At 67.3% G+C, this 12,042-nt stretch carries 10 protein-coding genes; 2 read left to right on the top strand and 8 right to left on the bottom strand.

The genetic code is table 11. The annotated features are described in order from the left end of the window. Positions 1-3 precede the first annotated feature (3 nt). On the bottom strand, positions 4-810 hold the full coding sequence (locus AU072_RS06000; RefSeq protein WP_064412928.1) for a lysophospholipid acyltransferase family protein: 807 nt from the start codon (positions 808-810) through the stop codon (positions 4-6). A 94-nt stretch (positions 811-904) separates the two neighbouring features. On the opposite strand from AU072_RS06000, the gene AU072_RS05995 reads away from it, so the two are divergent. Both AU072_RS05995 and AU072_RS05990 read left to right on the top strand, forming a co-directional pair. Next, complete coding sequence (locus AU072_RS05995) at positions 905-1,987, top strand: NAD-dependent epimerase/dehydratase family protein (RefSeq protein ID WP_064412927.1); 1,083 nt, start codon at positions 905-907, stop codon at positions 1,985-1,987. Positions 1,988-2,005: 18 nt separating this feature from the next. Further along, complete coding sequence (locus AU072_RS05990) at positions 2,006-2,848, top strand: SDR family NAD(P)-dependent oxidoreductase (protein ID WP_064412926.1); 843 nt, start codon at positions 2,006-2,008, stop codon at positions 2,846-2,848. 8 nt (positions 2,849-2,856) lie between these two features. On the opposite strand, the gene AU072_RS05985 is transcribed toward AU072_RS05990, so the two are convergent. From AU072_RS05985 to AU072_RS05955, 7 genes are read right to left on the bottom strand one after another with little or no spacing between them, the layout of a single operon-like run. Then, positions 2,857-3,666: an SDR family NAD(P)-dependent oxidoreductase gene (locus AU072_RS05985; protein ID WP_064412925.1), complete on the bottom strand. Its 810-nt coding sequence runs from the start codon at positions 3,664-3,666 to the stop codon at positions 2,857-2,859. An 8-nt stretch (positions 3,667-3,674) separates the two neighbouring features. Beyond that, on the bottom strand, positions 3,675-6,257 hold the full coding sequence (locus AU072_RS28540) for a CaiB/BaiF CoA-transferase family protein (RefSeq protein WP_064412924.1): 2,583 nt from the start codon (positions 6,255-6,257) through the stop codon (positions 3,675-3,677). Then, positions 6,257-7,207 carry an enoyl-CoA hydratase/isomerase family protein gene (locus AU072_RS05975; protein WP_064412923.1) on the bottom strand — a complete coding sequence of 317 codons (951 nt, stop codon included), beginning with the start codon at positions 7,205-7,207 and terminating at the stop codon, positions 6,257-6,259. The genes AU072_RS28540 and AU072_RS05975 overlap by 1 nt, the downstream gene beginning before the upstream one ends. A 6-nt stretch (positions 7,208-7,213) precedes the next feature. Further along, positions 7,214-8,356 (bottom strand): M24 family metallopeptidase, encoded by a 1,143-nt coding sequence (locus AU072_RS05970; protein WP_064412922.1) that lies wholly within the window; start codon positions 8,354-8,356, stop codon positions 7,214-7,216. A gap of 5 nt (positions 8,357-8,361) precedes the next feature. After that, positions 8,362-9,537: a M24 family metallopeptidase gene (locus tag AU072_RS05965; protein ID WP_235629937.1), complete on the bottom strand. Its 1,176-nt coding sequence runs from the start codon at positions 9,535-9,537 to the stop codon at positions 8,362-8,364. Positions 9,538-9,596: 59 nt separating this feature from the next. Beyond that, on the bottom strand, positions 9,597-10,766 hold the full coding sequence (locus AU072_RS05960; RefSeq protein ID WP_064412920.1) for an amidohydrolase family protein: 1,170 nt from the start codon (positions 10,764-10,766) through the stop codon (positions 9,597-9,599). A gap of 36 nt (positions 10,767-10,802) precedes the next feature. Next, positions 10,803-12,041 carry a cytochrome P450 gene (locus AU072_RS05955; RefSeq protein WP_064412919.1) on the bottom strand — a complete coding sequence of 413 codons (1,239 nt, stop codon included), beginning with the start codon at positions 12,039-12,041 and terminating at the stop codon, positions 10,803-10,805. Between the last annotated feature and the right edge of the window lies 1 nt (position 12,042).

Genomic DNA, 12,042 nt, shown 5'->3' with positions numbered 1-12,042 from the left:
CTCTCAGCCCAACACCGGGAATCGGCGTTCGGCGGCCAGCTCGTCGAGCGCGGCCTGCATCACCGAGCGCACGTGCTCGTCGACCTCCTTCACGTCCGGGTCCTCCCCGAACTGCTCGAGAACATCAATCGGCGGCAACACCCGCGTGGTGATCTTGGCGGGCAACGGAAGGTTCGGCGGGAAGAACACCGACACCCCGAACGGGAATCCGACGCTGATCGGCAGGATCTCGGCGCGCAGCCGCTTGAGGCCGATGCGCCGGGCGATCGAGTCGCCCCGTGCGAGAAACAGCTGCGTTTCCTGAGCGCCGACCGAAACCATCGGCACGATCGGGACACCGGCCTCGATCGCGGTCCGGACGTAGCCCGTACGGCCGGCGAAGTCGATCACGTTCTCGCTGAACGTCGGCCGGTAGGAGTCGTAATCCCCGCCGGGGAACACCAGGACCACCGCGCCTTCACGCAAGGCCTTCGCCGCGTTCTCCCGATTGGCACCGATGACGCCCGCGCGCCGCAGCAACGTGCCGACCGGCCCGACGAATATGGCGTCGTGCCCAAGCGTGTACACAGGGCGGTCGAAGCCGAACTTCTCGTAGAAGGCGGGCGCGAAGATCAGCACGTCCGGCGTCAGCATGCCGCCCGAGTGGTTGGACACCAACAGCGCCCCACCGGCAGCCGGCATGGCGTCGACGTCGCGCACCTCAGCGCGGAAGTACCGCCGGATGAGCGGGCCGACCGTGTTGACGATGCCGCGGGTGAACGCCGGGTCCCACTTGGCGACTTCCGGCTTCTGCGCCCCATTGCTGTTCATGGCGTACCTGTCATACCCCGCGCCGCCCCTCCCCTAGACCTGAACATGCTACTTTCGTAAAAAGAGAATGTCATATTCGCAGGTGGGAGGCAGGATGGCGGCGGTATTGGTGACCGGCGGCTTCGGCCTGGTGGGGTCGGCGACCGTGCGCAGGCTCGCGGAACTCGGACGCTCGGTGGTGGTGGCCGACCTGGAGACACCCGCGAACAGGAAAGCACAGGCGAAACTCCCGCGGGGCGCCTCCGTGCGATGGACCGACCTGACCGACGAGGCTCAAGTGCAGCGACTTGTCGCCGACACCGCGCCCGAGGCGATCATCCATCTGGCCGCCGTGATCCCGCCGCCGATCTACAAGAACCCCAACCTCGCCCGGCGCGTCAACGTCGAAGCCACCGCCACGCTGGTGCGCATCGCCGAACAACAACCGACGCCGCCGCGCTTCGTGCAGGCGTCGAGCAACGCGGTCTACGGTGCGCGCAACCCCCACACGGCGAGCGCGCCCGTGCGGGCCGATGACCCGATGCGGCCGTGCGACCTGTACAGCGGCACCAAGGCGGAGGCCGAGGCGATCGTGCGGGCCTCGAAACTGCCGTGGGTGGTTCTGCGTCTCGGTGGTGTGTTGAGCACCGATCCCAACGCGATGCCGATGAGCGCCGACGCCCTGTACTTCGAGAGCCTCCTTCCGACCGACGGCCGATTGCACACCGTCGATGTCCGCGATGTCGCGTGGGCCTTCGCCGCGGCGACCACCGCCGACGTCGTCGGGGAGATCCTGCTGATCGCGGGCGACGACTCGCACCGGATCCGCCAGGGCGACGTGGGCGCGGCGCTGGCGGCGGCCCGAGGCCTGCCCGGGGTACTGCCGCCCGGCAGACCCGGCGACCCCGAGCGCGACGACACGTGGTTCGTCACCGATTGGATGGACACGACGCGCGCGCAGGAAGCGTTGCGGTTCCAGCATTACTCGTGGCCTGACATGAAAGCCGAGGCCGCCGCCAACGCGGGCTGGACGCGGTACGCGATGCGGTTGCTGACACCGCTTGCGCCGCTTGCGCGCGCACTGCTCGCGCGACGGGGCGCATACCGCAATACACCCGGCAAGTACGCGGACCCGTGGGCGGCGATCCGCGCCCGGCTGGGCGAGCCGGCGTGGGATCGACCCCGCGATCTGACCTGACCGCCTAGTCTTCGGCGGGTGGAGACGTTCAACGGCCGCGCAGCGGTCATCACTGGCGGTGCAAGCGGCATCGGTTTCGCCGCCGCGCAAGAGTTCGCCCGGCGCGGGGCGCGCATCATGCTCAGCGACATCGACTCGGCCGCGCTCGACCGTGCCGTGGCCGACCTGCGCGCCGACGGCGTCGAGGCCCACGGCGTGGTGTGCGACGTGCGGAAGTTCGACGACGTCAACCGGTTGGCCGACGAGGCATTCGGCGTGTTCGGCGACGTGCACCTGGTCTTCAACAATGCCGGTATCGCCTACGCCGGCCCGATCGCACAGACCAGCCATGACGACTGGCGGTTCGTCATCGACGTCGACATGTGGGGACCGATCCACGGTGTCGAGGCATTCCTGCCGCGGCTGCTCGCCCAGCAAGCCGACAGCCACATCGCGTTCACATCGTCGTTCGCCGGGCTGATCCCCAACGTCGGGCTCGGCCCCTACTGCGTCGCCAAGTACGGCGTCGTCGCGCTCGCGGAGACGTTGTCGCGCGAGGTGCGCGCCAACGGCATCGGTGTGACGGTGTTGTGCCCGATGATCGTCGACACGAATCTGCTGGCCAACACCGAACGCGTGCGCAGTGAGGACTACGGTCCAGCCACCGCGTCGGGCGCGGACTCGGTTCAGCAGTTGGCGTCGAATCCGAGCGACGACTCCGTGCTCAATGTCGACGAGGTGGCCCGCTTGACTGCCGACGCGATCGAAGCCAACCGGCTCTACGTGCTACCGCACAGCGCGGCACGCGGCTCGATTCGCCGCCGCTTCGAGCGCATCGACCGCACCTTCGACGACCAAGCTGCCGCCGGCTGGACCCACTGACACCGAAATCACCCCGGCGGGCCGAGCGTCGGCCTGCCCGTCTGCGGGTGGTGATACCAGCCGCCCGCCGCGTGAGTCCCGCCGTCGACGTGGAGCGTCTGGCCGGTGATGTAGCTTGACATGTCGGAGGCCAGAAATACTGCGGCGCTCGCGATTTCGTCGACATGACCCGGTCGGCCCATCGGTATGCCGGGGGCGATGTCGGGGTTCAACGTCCCGCCGGAGATCTGCATCAGCCCCTCGGTCAGCGTGAGGTCCGGGGCGAGCGCGTTGACGCGGATGCCGTGCGGTGAAAGCTCGAACGCAGCGGTCTGTGTGTAATTGATGACGCCCGCCTTGGCCGCGGCGTAGGCGGCGTATCCGGGTGCGGCGCGCACACCTTCGATCGAGGTCACGTTGATGACGCTGCCGGGCCTGCCCGCCTCGACGAGCCGGCGCGCGACGCGTTGGGTGCACAACAGGACGTGACGAAGGTTGGCTTTATACAGCGCATCCCAGCCGTTATCCGTCGTCTCGAGCATCGGCGAGTTGAACACCCCGCCGGCGTTGTTAACCAGGATCGACACCTCGCCGAGTGCACCGACGGTGGTGGCCAGCGCGGTGTCCACCTGCGCACTGTCGCGTACATCGGTGACGACGCCCAGCGCGCCGATACTTTCGGCGGTCGCGGCGCAGGTCTCTGGATCACGTTCCCAGATCGCGACGGACGCCCCGAAGGCGGCGAGCCCTTCGGCGATTCCCTTGCCGATACCGGCGCCGCCGCCCGTGACGACCGCGACGCGCCCGGTCAGCAGGATGTCCGACGGATCGATGGCCACGGGTCGAGTCAACCAGTTTTGGTCGTGCGAATGGTGAGACCCGCGGGAGCCGATCCGATGACCCCCTGCTCCTCCAGTTCCGCGATCTCGTCCTCGCTGAGCCCGAGACCGGTGAGGACCTCGCGGTTGTGCTGTCCCAGCAGCGGTGCGGGGCTGTGGTGGAAGCTGCGCACCGACGCGAGGCGCATCGGCAGCGTGCTGTGCCGCGCCGGAGGGTTGACCGGATGGTCGACCTCCTCGTAGAAGCCGCGGTACACCAGCTGCGGAAGGTCGCCGACACGGTGCGGTTGCATCACCTTGGCCACCGGAACCCCTGCCGCCCAGAGCGTTTCGACGATCTCGCCACCGGTGCGCTCGGCGCACCAGGCGCTCAGCTGCTCGTCGATGGTGTCGTGGTTGCGGCGGCGCCCGTCGACCGTGGTCATCTCGTCGGTCGCCCACGCCGGGCGCCCGAGGGCGTCGAGGAGGCCCACCCACTGGTCATCGGTGGCCACCGCGATGGCGACCCAGTCGTCCGGGCGACCGAACTCGTCGAGTTCACGGGTGCGGTACAGGTTCTGCGGCGCGGCGGCCGGCCCCCGGTTGCCCTGCCGCTGCAGCAGATTCCCGTAGGCCGAGTATTCGATGACCTGCTCGGCCGCGACGTTGAGCGCGGCGTCGACCATCGCGGCCTCGATCCGGACGCCTTCGCCCGTTCGCCTGCGGTGCGCCAGCGCGAGCATCAGCGCGTTGAGCCCGTGCACCCCCGCGTTGGGGTCGCCGACAGAGTACGGCTCGACCGGATTCTGATCGGGATGGCCGGTCAACCAGGTGATCCCTGAACAGTCCTCGATCACGTAGGCGAACGCCGGCTTGTCGCGCCACGGCCCGTCGAGCCCGAAGCCCGGCATGCGCATCACGATCGCGTCGGGGCGCAGCCGGTGCACGGCATCGAAGTCAAGACCGATCTGATCGAGTACCCGCGGGGTGTAGTTCTCGACGACGACGTCGCAGGTCGTGATCAGCCGGCGCAGCAGTTCGACGCCGCGCTCCGACCGGATGTCGAGCGTGACACTTTTCTTGTTGGTGTTCAGGCCGGAGAAGATCGGCGAGCGTTCCCACCACTGCTCCTCGGTGATCGGCACCCCGGCGATGAGCCGTGTGCCGTCGGGCCGCGCCGTCGACTCGATGTGGATCACCTCGGCGCCGAGTAGCGCCAGCATGTGGGTGCACGACGGACCGGCCCAGAAGCTCGTCATATCGAGCACCCGTAGCCCCTCGAACGGTGTTCGCGAAACCAACCCCAGGGTCGCGTCCCCGGCGGAATCACGACCCTGTTGTACCGTTCGCGAAACCAACCCCAGGGTCGTATCCCCGGCGGAATCACGACCCTGTTGTACCGTTCGCGAAACTAACCCCAGGGTCGTATCCCCGGCGGAATCGCGACCCTGTTGTACCGTTCGCGGAAGCAACCCCAGGGTCGCGTCCCCGGCGGAATCGCGACCCTGTTGTACCGTTCGCGAACGGTACAGATCGGTGTGCTCGCCGAGCCGGGGCGCGGGCTGTGGCTCGCGCAGCAGCGACGGTGTGGTGCGGTACGGCGGCCCGGGCTGGGTGAAGCCGTCGCGCGGATTGGTGACGAACGTGCCGCGTTCGACGAACTGGTCGAAACCGGTGACGGTGGCGCCGTTTCCGACGGGTGCATTCGGAATCCGAAACGCGCTGGACAGCTCGAGGATGTCCTCGACGCGGTTCTCCCGCACCCACTCGTAGATCTGCTCGGCGTGGATGTTGGCCTGTTCGGTGATCGACAGATCGCCGCCCTCGTCGATCCACTCGTCGTGGCCGACCATCGCGCACAGGTCGAACCACTGTTGCGCGGTGCCGCACCCCAACGCCACAAGCCCGTCTGCCGCGGACGCGACACCGGGGACGGTCAACCGGCGACGGTCGCGGAACGGACGCCCGAGCGCGTCGTTGAACGACACCGAATAGTAAGTCAGGCAGAGGATCTGGGCTTCGAGGATCGAGACGTCGACCAGACCCGACGCCGCCGTCGTGGTGCCCGCGGCCGCGTACGCGCCCGCGAGCCACTCCCCGATCTGACCCGCGACGAACAGCGGCGCGCGATCCGGGGCTCCCCGGCCCAGTCCGATCACGCCGCCCGACCACGCCTGCAGCGTGAACTCGGTGGCGGGTTTGTCGGCCCAGGGTCCGTCGAGCCCGAACGGGGTGATCGCGGTGACGGTCAGATGACCGTAGGCGTCGGCCAGCGCGGCCGGGGAGAACTCGCCGAGCTCCGCCACCTCCGACCCGCGCGACCACACCACCGCATCGGCCGACCGCACCAGCGCGCGCAGCACCTCGAGATCGTCGGCGCGCTGCGGGTCGACGACGACGCTCTGTTTCGAGCAGGCCAGGAAACTGAACAGTGCCCCGTCGGTGCCGGGCTCGATGTGCGCACCGGACGCGGACCAGTTCCGCAGCGGATCGCCCTGCGGCGACTCGACTTTGATCACGGTGGCGCCGCCGTCGGCGAGCAGTTTGGTGGCGTAGGCGCCCGCGATTCCGCTCGACAGGTCAACGATGGTGTACTCGTCCAGCGCCGGCACTAATCCTTCTTTCTGCGGTTGGCCTTGCTCAGCCGGAACTCGGGCGGGAACTTGTCGTCGTTATCGTTGACGGCGTCCGCGAGGCCCACATCGATCGCATCGGCGAGCATGAAGTCGTCACCGTCCGGCCGCGCCACGCCGCCCATCGACTCGAACATCGCCGACAGCAGGCTGCCTAGATACTCGCCCTGGAACTGCTTGACCACCTCGAAGAACATCTTCTGCTGAAAGACGCTGTCCACCGGCCGGTTCCGCGCGCACGCGTGGGCATACTTGGCGACCTCGTCCTCCAGCTGGTCGCGCGCCACCACCTTGTTCAGGAAGTTGCACGCGAGCATCTCCTCGGCGGTGAACGGACGACCCGTGAACACCATCTCCTGGAATGGCCGCAGCCCCATGGTCATCACCCAGGTCCACATCCGCGGGCCCCAGCCGAAGTACCGGAACGACGGATGGCCGAACAGCGCGTCGTCACTGGAGATCACCAGGTCCGCGTCGGCGCACTGATAGAAGTGCCAGCCATAGCAGTAGCCCTTGGCCTCGACGATGCTGATCTTCTTGAGTTCCTGCAACGCCCGGTTGCCCGCTGCGGCGTTGGCGTACCACTGCCCCATCGTCGCGCCGTGCCGAAACGAACCCTTCGGCGGGTAGGCGACGGCCGGATCGTCCACCCGAAGCTCGGCCAACCGAGCTGACTCGTCACCGTCCATGAACTCCGGCAGGTCTGCGCCGCTGCCGAGATTCTCGCCGACACCGCGGATCACCACGACCTTCACATCGTCGTCGACGGTGGCGCCCCGCAGCAGGTCGGCGTACCGCAACCGCGCGGCCGACGTCGGTGCGTTCAGGTACTCCGGCCGGTTGAACGTGATGGTCGCGATCTTGGTCGCCGGGTCCTTCTCGTAGAGGACGATTTCCTCAGGGGCGGGCCGACTCCCGGTATCCGACATGTCGCGTCAACCGATTCCGACGCCCGCACCACTCCAGAGCGGGCTGGAGGTCAGCACCTCGGCCCCGTCGGCGGTGACATGCACGGCATCGCGGCTGAAGACGGCCCCCACACCCTGCTGCCAGACGTAGCCGCTGACCGCGAGCACCATGCCGGGTTCGAGCAGTTCGTCGGCGATGGTGGACCGCAGGGCCAGGGTCACGACGGGCGAGTCGTAGCCCAGGCCGAGGCCGTGGGCGACGGGCATCGAGGGCAGCGGCTCGCCGGCCGCCTCGTAGGCGGTGAGCAGCCCACTCGCGGGACGACCCGCCCGGCACGCGTCCAAGAGGTTGTCCCACAGCCGGTTCCAGCGATCGTAAAGCCGCGGGACCGCTGATCCTTCCACCTCACCGACGGGCCACGTGCGGCCGACTTCGCCGACGTAGCCGTCGGCCAGGGCACCGGCAGAGAACGCCACCAGATCGCCGTCTTCGATACGGCCGTCGCTGCGGGCACGCCGCCACGGGTGTTCCTTGCTGGTCACCCAGGCGCCGTCCTGGGTGGCGGGCGTGGTGACCCCGCCGGCGGCCATCGCTTCCATCAGCGCACCGGTCAGCGACTTCTCGGTCGTTCCGGCCGCCAACTCGGCTCGGGCGGCATCCAGCGCCGCTTCGGCCACGCTGAGCGCGCCGCGGAGCACCGCGATCTCGTCGGGAGTCTTGATCCGCCGTGCCGCCCGCAGCGCCGGCTCGGCGTCGACGAGTTCGGCGTTGGGAAACGCCATCGGCAGCAGTTGCGCGAATGTCGGTGTCAGCGAATCGGTTCCCACCCGCTTGGCGGTGGCGGCCCCGGGCAGCGCCTTGAGCACCTCGACGAGTGTCATCGGATTCCACGCCAGCCCGTAGAGGTGGTCGTGGGGAATCTCGTCGGGGATGCCCTCGTCCCAGGTGCTGTTGAGGTGTATTTCGCCGGTCGAGCGGACGACCTCGCAGATCGGTCCGAACGGCCGGGTGCCCGCCACCCACAACTGCGGGGCACCGGTCACATAGCGCACATTGGCCTGCCGGCCCAGCACCAGGATGTCGATGTCGCGTTCTTCCATCTGGGCCAGCGCGCGCTCACGGCGACCGCGCCGCAGATCGGCTGCGTCAGGCAGAATCTCGAGTGCCATTCAGTTCAGTTCCGTCCGTAGGGGGCGTAGGGGTAATCGGTGATGGACTGATAACCGTCGTCGGTGATGACCACGATCTCCTCGCTTCGATAGCCACCGGTGCCGTCCTCCCACACCACGGGTTCGAGCACGAGCAGCATCCCGGCCGGGAACACGAAGTTGTCGTCGAATTCCTCACCCAGATCCGTTCCGATCATCGGCATTTCGGCGGCGTTGGTGCCGATGCCGTGACCGAGGTAGAAGTGCGGTAGCCACGGCTTGGCGCCGCCGTTGGCGGCGATCCCCGCGCGGGCCAGGTCACCGCTCGTGGCGCCGGCCTTGGTGACCGACAGCACGGCCGACAGGATTTCCCGCCACTTCTCGTACTGCGCCTGCTGACGGTCGTCCGGCTCGTCGCCGACCAGCCAGGTGCGGCCGAAGTCGGAGCAGTATCCCTTGTAGGTGATGCTGACGTCGGTCCACAACACGTCGCCGCGTTCGAGTTCCCGTTCGGTGGTCAACAAGGGCAGCGCCAGGTCTCCGGTGGTGGTCCAGACCGAACCGCTGGTCTTCGTCGTGGGCATCACCTGCCAGATGGCCTCGAGCATGTTGGCCGTCGCGCCGAGTTCGAACGCACGCCGGACGAACGCCGCCGAAAGGTCGACCTGCCGAACGCCGGGGGCAAGCGCCTTCTGCACATCGACCATCGCCTCTTCGGTGATACGGCAGGCGGTTCGGACGCACGAGATCTGATCGGGCGTCTTGACCAGCTTGGCCGGCCCGACGACCTGCGCGGCGTCCGACGGAGGACCCGACGGGAACAACGTTGCCGACGCGCGGCGCATGGCGCCGGTGAGCTCGTCGACCGCGACCTTGCCTCCGGCAGGAACCAGATCGGCCAGCACCTTGGCGAATTGTTCGACGCCCTCGTCGAATTCGAGGTACAGCGGCCCGTGCACATGGTCCTCGGGTACCTCGCACTGCGATGACGACCCCTCCCGCAACGGCATGAACAGGTGCGGATGCGGGTCGTCGGCGAGCACGATCGCCACCGGGCGTTCCACGTGTGAGAGCCCGGCGTCGAGCAGCGGCCAGCTGACGCCGGTCGCATATACGACGTTGCCGTTGCCGAGCAGGACGAGCGCGTCGACACCCTTGTCCTTCATCGAGTCGCGCAGCCGCGCACCGCATTCGCGGTACATCCGGCCGAGGTCGGGAACGTCCGGAATGTCGATCGACGTCGATTGCGGTGCAAATGTGGTCACGAGATCCCCAGGAAATTCTTGATGTTGGTGGACACGATCTTCACGGCGTTCTCGGGTCCGACCGCGTCCACGACCGTCTTCAGCGATTTCTCCGAATAGCCGAATGTGGACTCGTTGTGCGGATAGTCCGACGACCACATCACGTTGTCGACGCCGATCTTGTCGATGAGCTCCAGGCCGAGTGGGTCGACCATGAACGATGCGCACATGTGGTTGTCCCAGTAGTGCCGCACGGGATGCTCGAGCTGGTGGTTGAACATGTGCCGATACGACGCAAGCATGTGCTCGGCGTCCTGCAGAGCCGTTGGCACCCAGGCGATACCGCCTTCGAACCAGCCGATCTTCAGTGATGGATGACGGTCGAGGATGCCGGAGAACACGTACTTGGCGAACTGCTCGCGGAACGAGTCGACGTTGACCATCATCCCGACCACGACGCTGTTGTGCTGGCACGGCGTCTTGGGCGGTGTTTCACCGATGTGATGGCTGACCGGCACGCCTGCGGCCTCGATCTCGTCCCACACCGCGTCCATCTCGGTGCTGCCGTAGTCGTAGATGTTGCCGTCGTCGTCCTTGCCGGGGTTCAGCGGCAGCAGGAACGTCCGCAGCCCCAGCGACTTCAGTTCCTCCAGCGTGCTCCTGGTGCCCTTGGGATCCCACCAGTTGATCAGCCCGACACCGTAGAAGTGGCCCTTGCTGCGTTCCTGCAGATCGGCGATGTGCTCGTTGTAGATCCGGAAAACGCGCTCGCGCAGGGCCTTGTCCGGGTAGTGGAACAACGCCAGCACCGCGTTGGGGAACGCCAGCTCCTTGTCGATACCGTCCTCTTTGAGCTCACGGACGCGGGCCTCGATGTTGTTGGACGCCGCTCCCGCGAGGTCGTCGTACTGCATGAGCACGCGACCGAAGTCGCCGCCGGTCCAGGCCTTGCCCTTCATGCCGACCATGTAGGCGCCGTCCTCGTACCAGATGCGTGGCGCGGCGCCCTTGAGCTCCTCGGGGAAGCGGTCGTAGAAGATGTCGTCGGCCACCGAGATGTGGTTGTCCGCGGAGAAGATCTCGGTGCCGGTGGGCAACCCGAAATCGCCTGTGGCGTGGCCCTTGCGGTGCTTGGGGGCGCCGAAACCCTCCGGAGGATACAGGGTGGCGGTAGTTGGTGCTGACATCGTTGACACTCCAATCGGGCTGGGGAACGGACCTGACTACCAGGTCACCGGAAGTTCGTAGACGCCGTAGGCGAGCCGGTCATGCTTGAAGGGCACATCCTCGAACGGCACGGCCAGCTGCAGCGTCGGTATGCGCCGCAGCAATGTGTGGAACACGATCTGCAGTTCGGCACGGGCCAGCTGTTGACCGACGCACTGATGCCTTCCGTAGCCGAAGCCGAGCTGCTGGCCGGCGTCGCGGCTCAGGTCGAGCTTGTCGGGTTCGGGGTAGGCGGTCGCGTCCCAGTTGGCAGGCGCCAGGTCGAGAATGATGCCCTCGCCCGCGCGGATCGTCTCACCGGCGATCTCGATGTCCTCGATCGCGACGCGGCGCTGGCCGTTCTGGATGATCGACAGATAGCGCATCAGCTCCTCGACCGCGTTGGCGATGAACTTCGGATCGTCGGAATCCCGCAGCAGCGCGGCTTGTTCGGGGTTTTCCAGCAGCGCCAACACGCCGATACCGATCATGTTGGCGGTGGTCTCGTGGCCGGCGATGAGCAGGCCGGTGCCCAGCTGCGCGGCCTCCTTGACGCTGATCTCGCCGGCGTTCACCCGCTCGGCGAGGTCGGACACCGCGTCTTCCGACGGGTTCTCCATCTTCGTCTTGACGAGGTCGCTCAGGTACTTCGCCAGGCTCATCGCACCCTTCTGCCCGTCCTCGGCCGAGGCGTAGCGGGCCAGGCCGACATTGGCGTGGTGCTGGAAGAACTCATGGTCTTCGTAAGGCACACCGAGCATTTCGCTGATGACCCGGGTGGGCACCGGCAGTGCCAGCTTGCTGACGATGTCGGCGGGCTGCGGACCGGCGAGGATGTTGTCGATGCACTCGTCGGTCACCTCCTGGATGGCGGGCCGCAGTCCCTCCACCCGCTTGAAGGTGAACGGCTTGGACAGCATCCGCCGGAACCGGGTGTGCTCCTCGGCGTCGGAGGTGAACACCGAGCGCGGCCGTTTGTACACCGTGGACAGCATGTGCTCGTTCCAGTGCGGGAAGCCCTCGATCCGGTCGTCGACACTGACCCGGGAATCGGCGAACAACTCGCGGGCCACCGCGTGCCCGGTGATCAGCCACGGAGTGGTGCCGTTCCAGATCCGCACCCGCGAAAGCGGTTTGACCTCACCCATCTCGAGCATCTGCGGCGGCGGGGCGAACGGGCAGCGGGCGTCGCGCTCCATCGGGTATTCGGGGATATCCGCGGAGACGTCGGGGGTTCCGGTCAAGGTCTCAGACATT

It is taken from the genome of Mycolicibacterium novocastrense (genome assembly GCF_001499835.1).
GTDB classification, from domain to species: domain Bacteria; phylum Actinomycetota; class Actinomycetes; order Mycobacteriales; family Mycobacteriaceae; genus Mycobacterium; species Mycobacterium novocastrense.
Note: the sequence above shows the minus strand (reverse complement) of the source record. Positions and strands in the feature narration are given on the sequence as shown.

Excerpts from the sequence above, each read along its gene's own strand:
- AU072_RS05975 (WP_064412923.1), bottom strand. The coding sequence starts at position 7,207 with ATGTCGGATACCGGGAGTCGGCCCGCCCCTGAGGAAATCGTCCTCTAC.
- AU072_RS06000 (WP_064412928.1), bottom strand. The coding sequence starts at position 810 with ATGAACAGCAATGGGGCGCAGAAGCCGGAAGTCGCCAAGTGGGACCCG.
- AU072_RS05965 (WP_235629937.1), bottom strand. The coding sequence starts at position 9,537 with ATGTACCGCGAATGCGGTGCGCGGCTGCGCGACTCGATGAAGGACAAG.
- AU072_RS05955 (WP_064412919.1), bottom strand. The coding sequence starts at position 12,041 with ATGTCTGAGACCTTGACCGGAACCCCCGACGTCTCCGCGGATATCCCC.
- AU072_RS05995 (WP_064412927.1), top strand. The coding sequence starts at position 905 with ATGGCGGCGGTATTGGTGACCGGCGGCTTCGGCCTGGTGGGGTCGGCG.
- AU072_RS05970 (WP_064412922.1), bottom strand. The coding sequence starts at position 8,356 with ATGGCACTCGAGATTCTGCCTGACGCAGCCGATCTGCGGCGCGGTCGC.
- AU072_RS05960 (WP_064412920.1), bottom strand. The coding sequence starts at position 10,766 with ATGTCAGCACCAACTACCGCCACCCTGTATCCTCCGGAGGGTTTCGGC.